The organism is Donghicola eburneus, from assembly GCF_900115865.1.
In the GTDB taxonomy this organism is placed as follows: Bacteria; Pseudomonadota; Alphaproteobacteria; order Rhodobacterales; family Rhodobacteraceae; genus Donghicola; species Donghicola eburneus.
This window is the reverse complement of sequence record NZ_FOXY01000010.1, coordinates 1-15,570: the sequence shown is the minus strand read 5'-3', so window position 1 is coordinate 15,570 and position 15,570 is coordinate 1. Positions and strand designations below refer to the sequence as shown.

Genomic DNA, 15,570 nt, shown 5'->3' with positions numbered 1-15,570 from the left:
GTTCCAGCACATCACAAACTGCCCAAACGATAGAATACCTTTACGGAACAAAATAGGAACATAAAATGGGGACATGGTGAATCAGGCCCATCTCTTGGACCGGCGGCCCCATCGGGACGGTCCGGAATTGACCCTCGCAGGCGGACTGCGGGTGGCGCGGGCGCGCGTGCATGAAATCTGCGGTGCGGCGCGCTGGGTCTTCGCGCTGGAATGGGCGGGACGGACCAGCGGGCCAGTCATGTGGATCAAACCTGCATGGAGCACCGAAACGCTCTTCGCCCCCGGCCTGGGACCCTGGTGCGACCCGACCCGCATCCTGACGGTCAAGGCAGGCCAGACCCGCGACATCCTGTGGGCCATGGAAGAGGCGCTCGATAGTGGCGCGGTTTCGGCGGTCATCAGTGAGGTCAGCGAAATCCCCGAACTGACCCCGATCCGCCGTCTGCATCTGGCCGCCGAGCGCGGCGCGCAGAAAGGCGCCGAAGCCCCCATTGGCATCCTGCTGACCCCCGAACGGGGCGGCGCACCGGGGGTCGAGACGCGCTGGCAGGTGACCCCTCTGCCCTCGGGTCATCCGGCGTGGCGGCTGGACCGTGTGCGCGCCCGTATGGCCGCCCCCGCCAGTTGGACCATGGCGCGGGACCACAGCGGGGCACTGATCCTGACGCCCACCACTGGGGCAGACTAGGCCCGGCACACAAGCGCCAGTTCTGCTGGAACACCGCAGCCTCATGCGCTAAGGGAGGCCGGACAACAGAATTCTGGGGGCACCTCATGGCACGGCACCTGATCACTTCGGCCATTCCGTACATCAACGGCATCAAACACCTTGGCAACCTTGTGGGCAGCCAGCTGCCGGCGGACCTGTTCGCCCGCTACCAGCGCGGCCGCGGCAACGAGGTTCTGTTCCTGTGCGCCACCGACGAACACGGCACCCCCGCCGAGCTGGCCGCCGCCAAGGCCGGTAAGCCCGTCGCCGAATATTGCGCCGAAATGCACGAGGTTCAGGCCAAAATCGCCGAGGGCTTCCGCCTGTCGTTCGACCACTTTGGCCGCTCGTCCTCGGACGCGAACCACAAGCTGACCCAGCATTTCGCAGGCCGTCTGGCGGAACAGGGCCTGATCCGTGAAGTCAGCGAGACGCAGATGTACAGCCACGCCGATGGCCGCTTCCTGCCCGACCGGTATATTGAGGGCACCTGCCCGAACTGCGGCTTTGACAGCGCGCGCGGCGATCAGTGCGACAACTGCACCAAGCAGCTGGACCCTGTGGACCTGATCAATCCGCACTCGACCATCTCGGGCTCGACCGATCTGGAGATGCGCGAGACCAAGCACCTGTATCTGTGCCAAAGCCAGATGAAGGACCAACTAGAAGAGTGGATCGACACCCGCGAGGGCTGGCCCGTGCTGACCACCTCGATCGCCAAAAAATGGCTGAACGACGGTGACGGCCTGCAGGACCGCGGCATCACCCGCGATCTGGACTGGGGTATTCCGGTCAAGAAGGGCGATCAGGACTGGGACGGCATGGAAGGCAAGGTCTTCTACGTCTGGTTCGACGCGCCGATCGAATACATCGCGTGCGGTCAGGAATGGGTCGATGCGGGCAAAGGCACCGACTGGGAGCGCTGGTGGCGCACCGACAAGGGCGCGGACGACGTGACCTACACCCAGTTCATGGGCAAGGATAACGTGCCGTTCCACACCCTGTCCTTCCCCGCGACCATTCTGGGCTCGGGCGAGCCGTGGAAGCTGGTGGATTACATCAAATCGTTCAACTACCTGAACTATGATGGCGGCCAGTTCAGCACCTCGCGCGGGCGCGGCGTGTTCATGGATCAGGCGCTGGACATTCTGCCCGCCGACTACTGGCGCTGGTGGCTGCTAAGCCACGCCCCGGAATCCTCGGACAGCGAATTCACGTGGGAGAACTTCCAAGCCTCGGTGAACAAAGACCTTGCCGACGTGCTGGGGAACTTTGTCAGCCGAGTCACCAAGTTCTGCCGTTCCAAATTCGGCGAAGAGGTTCCCGCAGGTGGCGACGAGTTGCCCGTGGATCAGGCCTTTATAGACCAACTCGAAGCGAACATCCGCGCTTACGAGCAGTTCATGGAAGACAAAGAAGTCCGCAAGGCCGCCGGTGCCCTGCGTGCGATCTGGGTCATGGGCAACGAGTACCTGCAAGAGGCCGCGCCTTGGTCGACCTTCAAGGAGGACCCCGAAAAGGCTGCCGGTCAGGTGCGTTTCGCCCTGAACCTGATCCCGCTCTATGCTGTGCTGTCCGCGCCCTTTATCCCCGATGCTGCTGACACGCTGCTAACCGCAATGAAGGTCGACGCCGAATGGCCCGGCAGCGCCGCCGACGCGGTCAAGCGCCTGCCCGCCGGTCACGCCTTTTCCGTGCCCGACAACCTTTTCGGCAAGATCAGCGATGATCAGCGCGAAGAGTGGCAGCAGCGTTTCGCAGGCACCCGCGACTAAGGGCGCCCACCAGACCAAAACGCGATGCCACCCCGAAACGGGTGGCATTTGCTTTCAGGGACCACCCCGACACAGACAAAACCGAAAGACACCTCCGATGACCGATCGCGCCCCATTTGCCAGCTGGCTGAACGACACGAACGATGTGATCTCCGTATTTCTGTCCGCAGGCCAAATTCCTGGCCTGATCAACCTTGGCGGAGGCCTGCCTTCGCCCGATGTCTGGCCCGTCGAAGAAATCGCCGAGATTTCGGGCCGCGTGGTGCGCGAATACCCGACCGAGACAATGACCTACAGCCCCGTGCCCGGTCTGCCCTATTTGCGCGACGTGCTGGCCAAGCGATACAGCACCGACAACGTACCGCTGACCCGCGACAACGTACTGGTCACCACCGGCGGCACCCAAGCCCTGAGCCTGATCGGTCAGGTCCTGCTGAACCCCGGCCAGAAGATCGCCGCCCAAAGCCCGACCTATCTTGGAGCCCTGGACGCGTGGCGCCCCCGCACGCCGGAATACCAACCCATGATCCTAGAAGCCGCGGATTTCGATCCGGTTCAGGATATGACCGGCGCGCAGTTCGCCTACACGGTCCCGAATTTCTCGAACCCCAGTGGTCGTTTGGTCGGTCTGGAGCAGCGCAAGGAATTGCTGGCAGCCGCCCAGAAGACCGGCGCTTGGCTGATCGAAGACGACCCCTACGGCAAGCTCTATTACGACAGCGACCCCCTGCCGACCCTGCTGGAACTCAGCGGCGACGGCACCCCCTACAGCGGCCCTGTCATCTACGTCGGCACAGTTTCCAAAGAGCTGGCCCCCGGCCTGCGCATCGGTTGGATCATCGCCGCGCCCGAGATGATCGAAGCCTTGGCGACCGCGAAACAAGGGTCCGACATGTTCAGCAGCGGCGTCTGCCAGATGACCGCTGCCAAGGCCTATGAGGAAGGTGTCGCCGATAACGCTCTGCCGCGTGTTCTGGCACTATATCGCGCGCGCCGCGATGCCCTGTGTGCCGCGTTGGAAAAGCATCTGAGCGACCACCTGACGTGGGAAAAACCCTGCGGCGGCATGTTCGTCTGGGCCAAGGTCAAAGACCCCGCAATCCAGACCGAGCAACTGATGCGCCGCTGTCTGGACTATGGCGTCTGCATCTCGCCCAGCAGCGTGTTTGACCCAGAGGGCAAGGACCAATCAGGTATCCGCATTAACTTTACGCTCAACACCCCCGAGAAGCTGAGCGAGGGCGCCAAGCGTCTGGCAGACACCATTCGGTCGTTTGACTAAGGGCGCCATTAACCATTCCCGCAGTTCTGCGGGGTTGGTAACGAAATGCTCACGACCTCTCCCCTAGGTTTCCGCAAAGCGCTGACGAAACTCAGCGCACCGCTTTGGACGGGGAGAGACCGAATGAACCGACGCCTGATTTGTGCTGCGATCGTAACACTGTGGCCTGCAACCGGCATGGCCGCTGATATCTGCACCGGCTACGGCCCGCAAACGCCGCGCGACATTACCCAGACCACGGGCAGCAATCCCCGTCTGTTCAATCTGGCCCCACCCGCGTCTGATCTGAACCTGTGCAACATTCACACCCACACCAACGCCGAGCACAAGGGCCCCGGCTTTGCGATTGCCGCCGGTAAGGGCACCCATGGCGGATGGAAGTGCAATGACACCGAAGAGCTGACGGCGCAGGAACGCGAGGACCCCTTTGATGGGCACGGCCCCTTTGGCGGTGTCAAACCCGGCGACACGATCGAGGTGCACTGGGTCTACTCCTCCTGCGACGTGTCCCCCGGCGAAGGACTAGGGTCCTGTATGAGCCCTGCCTGCGCCAATCCTCAACTGCGGGTCGAAGCTCAGGTCTTTCTGGTGGTGAATGATCCCTATGCGGCAGATTTCCGGACCTATGACTACCACGGCAAAGTCGTAGACGGCCTACACCAGCCTGACACTCTGCCCACGGACACTGGGCAACCAGTGGTGTTTGCAGGCTCGACCACGGGTCCAAAGTATTCTCAACAAGAATGCTCGCCGCTGCAGGTCACGTGGTCGGTTCGTCCAACATGTGCACGGGTCGACATCACGTCGCTGCACGCATGGGCCGAAGAGAACAAATTTAACGAAGATCACTCTCACGGCGTGCGTCAGATCGTGACCGAGCCTGCCCTGCTCTCGCCCATCAACTGACCCAAACGCGCCTAGCTGCGCAGGAGGCCAAGGAAACCTGATTGGACCTTCATCCCTTGGCTGAGCATCGCCTGAGCCGCGTTCATAATGATCCGGCTTTGGGCAAACTGGCTGACCTCCTGCACCATGTTGACGTCCATGATGTGGGAATGGCTGGCCTCTAGATTGCTGCGTAGACGTCCAAAGCTGCGAGTCAGTGCCTCTAGAGTGTTCTGCGTCGCACCCAGCTTGCCCCGTCCGGTTTCGACGCGGGCAATGGAGTTGTCGATGATCGACACCGCTTTGAGCGCGCCTTCGGTCGAGGTCAGGTCGATATCTCCTAGGCTGCTGAAGCTGCTGTTCTTCAGCCCCGCTTCAGCAAAGCCCTGCCCCGCAGCCGTGTTGGTGTCTTGGGAAATGCTGATGTTCTCGTTCCCGACCAGATTGAGCTGGCCCGTGATCGTGGCCCCTAGATTGCCGCCGCTTTCCAGCACGCCGAGATGAATGCCGCTGGTCGCTCCTGCCGCAACGCCGTCCCCTTCGAGCGCAGTCAACTGCAGGCGCGCGCCATTGGCGCTTTCAAAGTTAGACAGGCGAATGTTGTCACCCATAGCATCGGTCAACGTCATCGTGGTCTTGTCGGAGTCCAAACTTGCCGTGACGCCGGTTTGGTTCGACTTGGAATTGATCAGGGCGCCGATGTTGGACAAATCCCCGCCTCCATCAACGACACCCGCAATTTGAACGCCATTGAGCGAAAACCCAAAAGTGCCAGCGGCCAACGAACTGACCTCGACTTGCGTCGACGCCACCAAGCCGACACCAGAGGCCTGCAAGGCTTCGCCAGCACCCACGCGCAGTTTGTCCCCCAAATCGCGCGCTGACATGCCCGCGTCCAGACTCACTGTCGCGCTGCGCCCCGCACTATCTACGCGGAACGACGCCCCGCCTTGGATCGGCCCCGCTGCCTCGCCGGCGCCAGTCGTAAAGGAAATCGACGCTTCGGTGCCCACGCGAAATTCGCCAATGTCAGGCATCTGAATCGAACGGATGCTGATGTTCAGATTTCGGTCATCGCCAGCGCCCAAGGTCAGCTGTTTGTCAGAAAAGGACCCGTCGACCAAGAAACGTGCCGCCAGATTGCCGCCAGACGTTTCCTCGCGATATTGGGTCAACAAATTCCGTGCGCTGTCGTTCAACGAAAAGCGTTCATCCGAGGAATTGACCCCATTCGCGGACTGCAAAGCCAGAACCCGCATGTTCTGCAAAATATCGATGGCACCGGTATGGATCGATTCAGCCGTTTCCAGAAAGCCGCCGAAGTCCCCGATATTGCGTATGCCCTGCTTCACCGCCACGATCTCGCCTCGCAGTTTGGCCGCGCCGGATACGCCTGCGACGTCATCGCCCGCCTTGTTGATCCGCGATCCGGTCGTCAGAGCTTGCATCGATCTCTGTCGCTCCTGATCTGCTGCAGAAATCGCGTTCAGAGCGGCATTCACTGCCCCCGTCGAACCTGCTTTGATCATGGCCTAAACTCCCCTGCATGCGCCGCGTGTAAACTGGTCGCTATCGAGTGGAACGGGCTCATTTAAGAAAATGTTTAGAATTATTTTCACTCGCCGCGCCTGTCTTTCAGAGGTCAAAGCCAGCCGTTGGGCTGGGAAAGGTTAACTCTGACTACAGGAAAACCAGCATACCGGTATCGAGAAAACGCGCTTAAGGATTGCTCAGTTAACCCTCTTGGACAGGATACGCCCCCATGACAGTCGAGGTCACGCTGACCGACCTGAATGGTCTGATCGAATACACATTTGCCGATGTCGATTTGCAATTCTTTGCAGGGGGCGGGGCAATTTTTGATCTAAATTGGTCCACGGACAATATGTTGTCCGGTCAGGCGGAGATGGTTCAACCAAGCGCCATTCCCGAGGGCGCATTCCGACTGACCTATTACAGCGCGGCAACTGGATCAGTCACAGCTGATTTTTACGGCGACTGGCCAGAGCCGCTGACGCTGGCCGAACTCGGGCAAAACCAGACCTGGGTCGAGAGCACTGCCGATCTTCAGATCGAAGAGGTCCACATCCTCGCACCCGCGCAATACCGCATCCTGATCGACTTCAACGGCGAAGGGCCGACAGTACAGGACTTTGTCGAGAGCTGGACCGAACAAGATCTGGTTTCCCTGTCCCCCTTGGTCAACGGTGAGTTCGCCGTCGAAGGAGGCTGGGAAGGCACGAGTGGGCGAGACCGCTATTACGGCACCAATCAGGATGACGTTATCGAGGGCCTTGGCGGACGCGACGTTCTGAAAGGCGGCAAAGGCAATGACGAGATTTATGGCGGCAGCGGAAATGACAAGCTGTTCGGTCAGGCCGGCAAAGACACTATCGAAGGCGGCGCGGGCAAGGACAAGCTGTCCGGAGGCAGCGGGCACGATACCTTGCGCGGCGAAGACGGGAACGACCGCCTGACCGGTGGCAGTGGCAATGACAGCATGGTGGGCGGTGACGGCCGGGATGTCTTGTCCGGTGGCGCAGGCTCGGACAATGTTCAGGGCGGCGCTGGCAATGACAGGTTGATTGGTGGCGGCGGCGACGACAGACTCTCGGGCAGTTTTGGCGATGACACGCTCATCGACGGGCGCGGCGATGACTACATGTGGGGCGGAAGCGGCGCTGATCTGTTCATCTTCAAGAAGGGGGTAGCCGGTGGCACCGACTTGGTCAGCATGGACAAAACCGGCGGTGACAAGCTCCGGCTTCAAGGGTTCGGGGTCGATATCGATACATCCACCGCGACGGCGGAGGAGATCGAAGCCGCGATGGCCGCGCAAAACATTCACATCGTTCAGGACACGGAAAGTTGGAACTTTGGGATTGGCTTCGAGGATACTGGCGACGCGATCACACTGGCCTTCGATACTCCCGTCATATACTCGCAGATTTGGGATTATATCGAATTTGCCTGAGCCGGTCCGTCACCCGGTCTGCGGGTGAAAGACCAGATCAAAGCCTTCGTCCGGCTGGGGCGGCACATAGTGTTGCGTGAACAGGTGGAACTGCTCTTCGGTTACAAAAAACGGATGCGCGCCGGATGCATTGCGGGCGCGCAGCCGATCCAGACACAGCGCGTCATCGGCCTGCAAGACATGCAGCCGATGGGCTGCTCCGGTGTCATCGACGATCCCGCGCATCCACGACCGCACCTCTGGCGTATTTGCCGCAAAGTCGAGCACGACAGACACCCCTGCCCGCAGCAGATCACCGACATGCGGCCCCACCGCCGCACGTAGACGTGCTGTGCAGCGGACATAGTCCTTTGGGGTGGTCATTTGGTCGGCAAAGAGCGCGTTCAACCACGCATCTTCTGAGATCCGAACCGTGCCTTTTCCGGCTGAAAGCTCTGCCGCCAAGGTCGATTTCCCAGAGGCAATCTTGCCAGCGATCATATGAAGTACGGGCTGGTCTGGCATCGTCCTCTCCTGCTCAAGAAAGCGCTGGGATTAGTTCGAGATCGCGACGGAGCGCTTGAGATAGGTCATATCAGCAACCTGCCGTGCGAGGAACGCCGCTATGTCGGCCCGTGCGATTTTCAGGGTCAGTTTGCGATCACTCGGCGGAAAATTCTCCTTGTACGCCCCAGTCGCCGGCGCATCGGTAAAGGCGCCCGGCCGCACAATGGTCCAATCCAGACCGCTGGCCCGCACCAGACTTTCTTGCAACTCATGATCTTTGAACACGGGGCGCAGAAATGCGCCAAACATGATGCGCTTCCAATAGAAGTTCAGGTTCGACCAACTCTCGTGCGCGCCCAATGTAGACTGGCAGATCAGACGCCGGACGCCGTGAGCTTGCATCGCGTTAATCACGTTCAACGTGCCTTCGGACCGGATCAGGCTGCTGCGTGATAGGCCCGCACCCAAGGTGATGACCGCTGCGTCATGGCCCGCGACTGCGTCGGACACCTCATCGGGGCGTAGTGCGTCGCCAGAAATGCGCCTCAGGTTTGGGTTTGTCAGTTCCAATTTGTCGGGTGTTCGGGCGAATGCCGAGACACTGTGTTCTGCGTTCAAGAGTTCCGAGACTGCGAGCTTTCCAACACTGCCAGTCGCGCCAAAAACGATGACGTTCATAGGGTCGTCTCCTTGTGTGTTCGAATTTCAGCATCAACTTGACACAGTGTAAAGTTGACAACCCATCGCTAACCGATAACTTGACATGATGTCAAGAAATCCTGCCGACACCCGCACCCGCATCCTTGAAACCGCTTGGAAGCTCTTGGAATCCGGCGACAAAGCTGTCCGCATGTCCGACATCGCCAAGGGGGCTGGGATCAGCCGCCAAGCGCTGTATCTGCATTTTCCGAATCGCGCAGAACTGCTGATCGCCGTCACGCGCCACATCGACTCGGTGAACGATGTGGATACACGGCTCGCCCCAAGCCGTGCAGCAACACGCGGGGTCGAGAGGCTGGAGACCTTTATCGCGGCGTGGGGCGGGTACATTCCACAGATCCACGGGATCTCGGTCGCCCTGCGCGCAATGCAAGGCGACCCAGAGGCTGCAGCAGCGTGGGATGATCGGATGCAGGCCGTTCGGCACGGATGCGCGGCGGCCATACGCGCCTTAGCCACTGATGGAGACCTGCGAGAGGACCTGACCGAAGAGGCTGCAACCGATCTTCTTTGGGTGCTGCTCTCGGTCGAGAATTGGGAACGCTTGGTTCGCGATTGCGGCTGGTCTCAGGACGCCTACCTGCGCGAGGTGACCGCATTGGCGCACCATGCTCTGTTAGCGCAATCAAGGAGTTAGACGGACGCTACGTCACTTTGCTCTGCGCATCTGTGAACCGGATAGACCTCAGGAACGCGCATTGACACGCCTCTGGTTGTGCGTTTCGATCCTCTGACATTGTCTCGGAGGAGGAGTTGAGACAGATGCGTCACCACGTATTTCGACCGATTTTTATCGCGCATGCGCAGTCTTTTGACGCGCTCACGACTCAGATTTAAAGCAAGGAGCCCCACGTGAGTGCGATCTTGCTGCAAGACTTGGATGCTGACGGCATCCTGAGATTAACCCTGAACACCCCATCCAAACGCAATGCCCTGTCCGAAGCGATGCTGACCGCCCTTGGCGAGGCATTTGAAACGGCGGGCCGCGATCCGAAGGTCCGCGTCATTGTTCTGGCTGCGAATGGCCCCGCATTTTGCGCCGGACACGATCTCAAGGAAATGACCGCAGGTCGCGACGCATCCGACGGGGGCCGCGCCTACTTCTCTCGGGTGATGAGCCAATGCTCGGGCGTAATGCAGGGCATTGTGAATTGCCCAAAGCCGGTCATTGCCGAAGTCTCTGGCATCGCCACGGCTGCGGGCTGCCAACTGGTGGCGAGCTGTGATCTGGCTGTCGCCGACAAGAACGCGCAGTTCAGCACCCCCGGTGTGCATATCGGGCTATTCTGCTCGACCCCAATGGTGGCCCTCTCCCGCAATGTGGCGAACAAACACGCCATGGAAATGCTGCTGACCGGCGACATGACATCGGCCATACGCGCCGCAGAGATCGGCCTGATCAACTACGCCGTCGCCGCAGAGGAACTGCGCGAGACCGTCATGACAATGGCTCGCAAGATCGCGTCAAAATCCAGCATGACCCTCGCCACCGGCAAACGCGCCTTCTATGCCCAAAGCGAGATGGAGCTGACAGATGCCTACGCTTATGCCGCACAGGTCATGGTGGAAAATATGTTAGCCCGCGATGCCGAAGAGGGCATCAACGCATTCATTCAAAAACGCGCACCCCAATGGGAGGATGTGTGACTATGAGTAATCCCTTCAACACTGATCTGGACCGCAATCCCGCAAACCACCAGCCGCTGACCCCGATCCAGTTTCTAGAGCGCGCGGCGACCGTGTTCCCGAAGCACACCGCCATCGTCCACGGGCAAATCCGCCGCACCTACGCGGAGTTCTACAGCCGATCCCGCCAGTTGGCGTCTGCGCTCAGCCAGCATGGAATCGGGCGGGGCGATACGGTATCGGCGTTGCTACCCAACACTCCAGCCATGTTGGAATGTCACTATGGCGTTCCCATGTGCGGCGGCGTTCTGCATTCGATCAATACCCGCTTGGATGCAGCGATCATCGCGTTCCAACTCGACCACGCGATGACCAAAGTCGTTATCGTGGACAGCGAATTCATACCCCTGTTGCAAGAGGCTTTGGCACAGGCCAAAGCCACGCCGATCGTCATCCAATGTGACGATCCCGAGTACGATGGGCCGCGCATAGACACCGAAGCTATGGATTACGAGGCGTTTTTGGCCAAAGGCGACCCCGCGTTTGCATGGCTCATGCCCGAGGATGAATGGGACGCAATCACCATCAACTACACCTCTGGCACCACGGGCGACCCCAAGGGCGTCGTCTATCATCACCGCGGCGCCTATCTGCTGGCCCAAGGCAACGCCCTGACCACATCCATGAGCAAGCATGCGGTCTACCTGTGGACCCTGCCGATGTTCCATTGCAATGGCTGGTGTTTTCCTTGGACCTTGTCCGCAATCATCGGGACCCATGTTTGCCTGCGCCAAGTGCGTGCCGAGCCGATCTGGGCCGCGCTCGCGGACGAAGGGGTTACGCACCTCTGCGGTGCCCCGATCGTCATGTCCTTGCTGATCACAGCACCAGAGAGCGAAAAGCGCGCTCTGGATCACACCGTGCAGTTCTTTACCGCCGCGGCGCCACCGCCGGAAAAGGTGCTGGCCGACATGCGCGCCGCCGGCTTTGACGTGACCCACTTGTACGGCCTGACCGAAACCTACGGGCCTTCGGTTGTCAACGATTGGCACAACGACTGGTCTGATCTGCCGCCTGCCGAGCAAGCGGCTCTGAAATCCCGCCAAGGCGTCCGTTACCTGCCTCTCGAAGGGCTCGAGGTCATGGATCCCGAGACTATGACACCCGTGCCGCATGACGGCGAAACCATGGGCGAAGTCATGTTCCGCGGCAACGTCGTGATGAAGGGCTACTTCCGCAACCCAGAGGGCACGGCCAAAGCCTTTGCCGGCGGCTGGTTCCACTCCGGCGACCTCGGCGTCGTGCATCCTGACGGCTACGTGCAGCTTAAGGATCGGTCCAAGGACATTATCATCTCTGGCGGCGAGAATATCTCGTCCATCGAAGTCGAAGAGGTGCTCTATCGTCACGACGCCGTCTCTGTGGTCGCGGTCGTTGCCATGCCCCACGAAAAATGGGGGGAAACGCCCTGTGCTTTCGTCGAACTGGCGCAAGGGCAACAGGCTGATGCCGATGCTTTGAAATCGTGGTGCCGCGAACATCTGGCCCACTACAAAGTCCCCGGCAAATTCGTCTTCCAAGAGATCCCGCGCACCTCTACGGGCAAGATCCAGAAGTTCGTTCTACGCGAAGAAGCGAAGGCATTGGCCTAACGCTAACAGGGCGCCTTGCGATCTGCGGCGCCCTTAACTGCCCCTTGGGCGGGTGGAACGCCCGGATTAGATTGACCTATCCGCCGATCCGCGAGCCGTCACCAGAGCGTTCGTCGTTTTACCTAGACCACGCCAAAGAAAATCGGCGCGTCGCCTGCTTGCCAAGGATCATATTTCTCCATCACCTGTGCAAAGCCATCGCTTGCAAGAAACCGATCAAGCCAAGCGATCAGATGCGGCCAAGGCTGAGCATCGAACCAAGCGCGGTCAATATGGGCGAATTGACGGATAAATGGCAGGATCGCCAGATCCGCCAGCGTCTGCCGCTCGCCCAAGAGCCAAGGTGTCATTTCCAGTCGGGCCTCCAGCCCCATCAGGTGAGCAACAGCCTTAGCGCGTTCTTCTTCTGGGTCGCAGTCTGGATAACGGGTCACATATTTTGTGCGATCCAAGGCGCGCTTGAACGGACCATCATTCTGGTAAATCAGGTCCCAGCCTTCGGCAGTCATTTCGAGCAGAGCATCGGGATCGTTCTGGCGCAAAGCCCAAATCATGATGTCCAGACTTTCGTCCAAGACACCGCCCGCCGTACGCAATGCCGGCACGGTCGCCGTCGGCGATGTTTGCAAGAAAGCCTCTGGCTTTGCCCTCAACTTAATCTCACGGAGTTCCACTCGAATGCCCGCACTGCGCACACCCAACCTTGCCCGCATGGCATAGGGGCACCGACGAAAGCTCCATAAAATGGGAAGATCAGACTGCACGGGTTCGCTCTTTGGTAGCCTATGGACAGAGGCACCTTACCACCGAATTTGCCACAAACTGAAGAACCCGAGAGAAGCACTTAAAGCAAATGGCGGCCCGCTGGCACTACTCCACGCGTTGTCGATCGGCATCGAATTCCCTCCCCTTATCGCCACTAAAAGTGACCCGCTGATGTTCGAGGGCAGCTGGCCTGGGCGTAGCCTTCTTGTAGCGTAGCCGCGTCGGGCCAGGCACGTTTCCGCTATTCGCAGGTCTTGACGCGCCAGCTCTCGTTACCGGTTTCTACGATGTCACAGTGCTGGGTTAGACGGTCCATAAGCACGGTGGTCATCTTGGCATCACCGAAGACGGAGGGTCACTCACCAAAGTCGAGGTTGGTTGCAACGATGATCGAAGTCCATTCGTAGAGATAGCTGTTGAGATGGAACAGGAGCTGTCCGCCAGTTTGCGCGAACGGCAGATAGCCCAGTCGTCGAGTATCAGGAAGTCGAGGCAGCATAGCAGACCGGCGGTGCGGGCTTGGCGATCATCACGGGCTTCGTCATCAAGCTTGTTCACGAGGTCGAACACGTTGAAAAACCGACCCCTCTTGCCCGGTCTGATGCAGGATCGTGCGATTCTTACCGCGAGATGCGACTTGCCGGTTCCGGTACCGTCGATCAACACGATCGTTGCGCTGCTGATCAAGGAAGTCACCCGATGCGAGATCACGCACCAGCGTCTCGTTCACGGGCTTATTTTCGAAGGTAAACTCGTCGACATTTTGGCCAGCGCAAGGCAGGCGACCGATGTGGCGATGATCGCGTCGTAGGCGGTTATCATCCAGTAGCGCGTAAGCTGGCTCATCGCGTACAGCACCTGTGATCTTTCCATGTTTGGGCCTCCTCAGGCTGTCATAGCGTTTGCAGTCGGCCACCAACTCTCAGGTCAGGCGCAAGGCATCCGTCGTGGCGATTGTGAGTGGCGTTCTAAGTTCAAGGTGTCGGGCCAAGATGTTCAATACGAAAGCAGCTGCTGGAGCGCCTTCCTTCAAGGCCTCAGGGCAAGCGGCCTCCACGGCATCCGGTCCGTCTGTGGGGATCATGCTCAGCATCTGGACCATTTGGCGGTCGGCACCTTGCCAAGCTTGCGTTGGACCCGGTTGATGGTGGGCGAAAGGTCATTCCTTGAGCGGTGCCCCGTTGCGCACGGCGCCAGCTTTGCGAGCAAGAACAGGGATGTAGTGCAGAGGATCAAAGATATCCCTATTCGGCCAAAAGCGCGATCATACTGGCAAATGACCTTGCCGTCCTGCAAGAACTTGATGCGCTCGGCATAGGCGCGGATCTCGAACGGCGCATCCGAAGGCGCGAGCATCTACTGAATACCGGTTGTTGTCGAACCACGCGAGGCACGTCTTAGACACAGAAACAGGAACTAAACGGAAGCCCCCTCTCGGCCGCTTGCGCTGCAATCGCCTGCCGACTAACGATCAAGAGTAGCGACATACGGACAATGGCTCTCGCACTCCGCTTGGAACACCTCCCAAGTCATTCGATCCTTGCGGTCTAGCTGGGGATTGGCCTTGGCCACGCCACGCAGCGGTCTTGGAGCAAAGCATTAAGCTCGGCATAATTCTTGAATCTGGGCTGCGGCACAAAGAATCTCTGCCGCACGAAGACGACCTGGTTCTAGACCTGACTCACCCCGGGCCTTGGCCTGGGCAAAGTCCGAGGCTTGTTTGTGTCTCAAGATAGAAGCGATCTGGCAAGGATAAACACCAGCTCACAAAAGCTTGGTTTTCCATCCTGACCGCGGCTAGCCATATCTGTCTATCAAGTATACGGACTGATCGGCGGATGCAGAGATAGATCTGTCTGTCGGAAGCGTTGTTGCTGCCTACGACAATGCACTCGCCGAATGTTTGATCGGCCTCTTCAATACCGAGGTGATAAATCCGATCGGACCGTAGAAGCTGTCCATGAAGCCGAATGGGAAACGCTCAAGTGGGTCGATCGGTATAACAATCGCCGCCCTCACGACCCACCGGATACATTCCGCAGGTGAAGCAGAGGAAGCATTCTATGCAAACCTGAAGTCAGTCGATCTGGTCGCTTAGTTATTGAGCAAAATACGCTCCGGCAAAGTCGGGGCGGCAACGTCGGAGCACAGCAAAGCCGCTCTGGAACGGGAGCTTCGCAGTCTGCAAAAGGAACAGGCGACGCTGATCGCCTCGATCAAGACCGTTGTCCCTGCGGAGTTTCTGAAGGCGGCGATCGATAAGAACATGGCACGGACCCAACGTGTTGAGGCTGCCCTCTCGCGCGCCAGCGAAGAGGCCCCTGTGAGGTTTCACCCGAAGATGGCGGATATGTATCGCGCGCGGGTGACGGCCCTTATCCGTTCTCTTGGGGACCGGACCGAGATGGTTGAGAGTTGGGACAGCTTGCGGGGTCTGATCGAGAAGCTTGTGCTGCTCCCTGACGCGCGTGATGGGTATGCGATCGACCTTCAGGGGGATCTCGCAGCGCTTCTGCATCTTGCGACGGGGTCGACAGACAGGAAGGCGCACGCCTCAAAGGGGCCAGGAAGCCAAGCCCTTGATAATATTGAAGAAGTAATGTTGGTTGCGGGAGTAGGATTTGAACCTACGACCTTCAGGTTATGAGCCTGACGAGCTACCGGGCTGCTCCATCCCGCGACGCTTATTGGCCTAT

At 59.4% G+C, this 15,570-nt stretch carries 12 protein-coding genes, 1 tRNA gene and 2 pseudogenes; 8 read left to right on the top strand and 7 right to left on the bottom strand.

Going from position 1 to position 15,570, the window contains the following annotated elements:
• The first annotated feature begins 73 nt into the window (after positions 1-73).
• The 4 genes from BM225_RS16350 (at position 74) to BM225_RS16335 (ending at position 4,672) form a co-directional block, all read left to right on the top strand.
• Positions 74-688 carry an ImuA family protein gene (locus BM225_RS16350; RefSeq protein ID WP_072705793.1) on the top strand — a complete coding sequence of 205 codons (615 nt, stop codon included), beginning with the start codon at positions 74-76 and terminating at the stop codon, positions 686-688.
• A gap of 86 nt (positions 689-774) precedes the next feature.
• Positions 775-2,484 carry a methionine--tRNA ligase gene (gene metG, locus BM225_RS16345; protein WP_072705792.1) on the top strand — a complete coding sequence of 570 codons (1,710 nt, stop codon included), beginning with the start codon at positions 775-777 and terminating at the stop codon, positions 2,482-2,484.
• 97 nt (positions 2,485-2,581) lie between these two features.
• Positions 2,582-3,766: an aminotransferase-like domain-containing protein gene (locus BM225_RS16340; protein ID WP_072705791.1), complete on the top strand. Its 1,185-nt coding sequence runs from the start codon at positions 2,582-2,584 to the stop codon at positions 3,764-3,766.
• Positions 3,767-3,889: 123 nt separating this feature from the next.
• On the top strand, positions 3,890-4,672 hold the full coding sequence (locus BM225_RS16335) for a delta-class carbonic anhydrase (protein WP_072705790.1): 783 nt from the start codon (positions 3,890-3,892) through the stop codon (positions 4,670-4,672).
• Positions 4,673-4,683: 11 nt separating this feature from the next.
• Here the strand turns inward: BM225_RS16335 and BM225_RS16330 are convergent, their stop codons facing one another.
• On the bottom strand, positions 4,684-6,180 hold the full coding sequence (locus BM225_RS16330; protein WP_072705789.1) for a flagellin N-terminal helical domain-containing protein: 1,497 nt from the start codon (positions 6,178-6,180) through the stop codon (positions 4,684-4,686).
• A 233-nt stretch (positions 6,181-6,413) separates the two neighbouring features.
• Between BM225_RS16330 and BM225_RS22325 the strand changes: the two genes are divergently transcribed.
• Entirely contained in the window at positions 6,414-7,625 is a 1,212-nt protein-coding gene (locus tag BM225_RS22325) for a calcium-binding protein (protein ID WP_072705788.1), read from the top strand.
• Positions 7,626-7,634: 9 nt separating this feature from the next.
• On the opposite strand, the gene BM225_RS16320 is transcribed toward BM225_RS22325, so the two are convergent.
• Together BM225_RS16320 and BM225_RS16315 are read right to left on the bottom strand one after the other, a co-directional pair.
• Positions 7,635-8,129, bottom strand: a complete 495-nt coding sequence (locus BM225_RS16320) for a P-loop nucleotide/nucleoside kinase family protein (protein ID WP_072705787.1) — start codon at positions 8,127-8,129, stop codon at positions 7,635-7,637.
• Between the two features lie 30 nt (positions 8,130-8,159).
• Positions 8,160-8,789 carry an NAD(P)-dependent oxidoreductase gene (locus tag BM225_RS16315; RefSeq protein ID WP_072705786.1) on the bottom strand — a complete coding sequence of 210 codons (630 nt, stop codon included), beginning with the start codon at positions 8,787-8,789 and terminating at the stop codon, positions 8,160-8,162.
• Between the two features lie 85 nt (positions 8,790-8,874).
• Between BM225_RS16315 and BM225_RS16310 the strand changes: the two genes are divergently transcribed.
• From BM225_RS16310 to BM225_RS16300, 3 genes are all read left to right on the top strand, one after another.
• Positions 8,875-9,468 carry a TetR/AcrR family transcriptional regulator gene (locus BM225_RS16310; protein ID WP_245780524.1) on the top strand — a complete coding sequence of 198 codons (594 nt, stop codon included), beginning with the start codon at positions 8,875-8,877 and terminating at the stop codon, positions 9,466-9,468.
• A gap of 215 nt (positions 9,469-9,683) precedes the next feature.
• Positions 9,684-10,478, top strand: a complete 795-nt coding sequence (locus BM225_RS16305; RefSeq protein WP_072705785.1) for an enoyl-CoA hydratase — start codon at positions 9,684-9,686, stop codon at positions 10,476-10,478.
• Positions 10,479-10,480: 2 nt separating this feature from the next.
• Positions 10,481-12,109, top strand: coding sequence for an acyl-CoA synthetase (locus tag BM225_RS16300; protein WP_072705784.1), 1,629 nt, complete (start codon positions 10,481-10,483; stop codon positions 12,107-12,109).
• Positions 12,110-12,231: 122 nt separating this feature from the next.
• On the opposite strand, the gene BM225_RS16295 is transcribed toward BM225_RS16300, so the two are convergent.
• The 4 genes and pseudogenes from BM225_RS16295 to BM225_RS16270 all read right to left on the bottom strand — a co-directional run bounded on the left by BM225_RS16295 (position 12,232) and on the right by BM225_RS16270 (position 15,554).
• Positions 12,232-12,822 carry a glutathione S-transferase gene (locus BM225_RS16295; RefSeq protein ID WP_083595629.1) on the bottom strand — a complete coding sequence of 197 codons (591 nt, stop codon included), beginning with the start codon at positions 12,820-12,822 and terminating at the stop codon, positions 12,232-12,234.
• A gap of 293 nt (positions 12,823-13,115) precedes the next feature.
• Positions 13,116-13,747: pseudogene (locus BM225_RS16290) on the bottom strand (ATP-binding protein).
• Positions 13,680-14,544, bottom strand: a pseudogene (locus BM225_RS22190) (Mu transposase domain-containing protein); the annotation flags it as partial. The pseudogenes BM225_RS22190 and BM225_RS16290, both read right to left, overlap by 68 nt.
• 933 nt (positions 14,545-15,477) lie before the next feature.
• Positions 15,478-15,554, bottom strand: a tRNA-Met gene (locus BM225_RS16270).
• Positions 15,555-15,570 lie beyond the last annotated feature (16 nt).

What these genes read in the sequence shown, in the direction of transcription:
- BM225_RS16350 (WP_072705793.1), top strand. Translation starts at nt 74, where the DNA reads ATGGTGAATCAGGCCCATCTCTTGGACCGGCGGCCCCATCGGGACGGT.
- metG (WP_072705792.1), top strand. Translation starts at nt 775, where the DNA reads ATGGCACGGCACCTGATCACTTCGGCCATTCCGTACATCAACGGCATC.
- BM225_RS16340 (WP_072705791.1), top strand. Translation starts at nt 2,582, where the DNA reads ATGACCGATCGCGCCCCATTTGCCAGCTGGCTGAACGACACGAACGAT.
- BM225_RS16335 (WP_072705790.1), top strand. Translation starts at nt 3,890, where the DNA reads ATGAACCGACGCCTGATTTGTGCTGCGATCGTAACACTGTGGCCTGCA.
- BM225_RS16330 (WP_072705789.1), bottom strand. Translation starts at nt 6,180, where the DNA reads ATGATCAAAGCAGGTTCGACGGGGGCAGTGAATGCCGCTCTGAACGCG.
- BM225_RS22325 (WP_072705788.1), top strand. Translation starts at nt 6,414, where the DNA reads ATGACAGTCGAGGTCACGCTGACCGACCTGAATGGTCTGATCGAATAC.
- BM225_RS16320 (WP_072705787.1), bottom strand. Translation starts at nt 8,129, where the DNA reads ATGCCAGACCAGCCCGTACTTCATATGATCGCTGGCAAGATTGCCTCT.
- BM225_RS16315 (WP_072705786.1), bottom strand. Translation starts at nt 8,789, where the DNA reads ATGAACGTCATCGTTTTTGGCGCGACTGGCAGTGTTGGAAAGCTCGCA.
- BM225_RS16310 (WP_245780524.1), top strand. Translation starts at nt 8,875, where the DNA reads ATGATGTCAAGAAATCCTGCCGACACCCGCACCCGCATCCTTGAAACC.
- BM225_RS16300 (WP_072705784.1), top strand. Translation starts at nt 10,481, where the DNA reads ATGAGTAATCCCTTCAACACTGATCTGGACCGCAATCCCGCAAACCAC.
- BM225_RS16295 (WP_083595629.1), bottom strand. Translation starts at nt 12,822, where the DNA reads ATGCGGGCAAGGTTGGGTGTGCGCAGTGCGGGCATTCGAGTGGAACTC.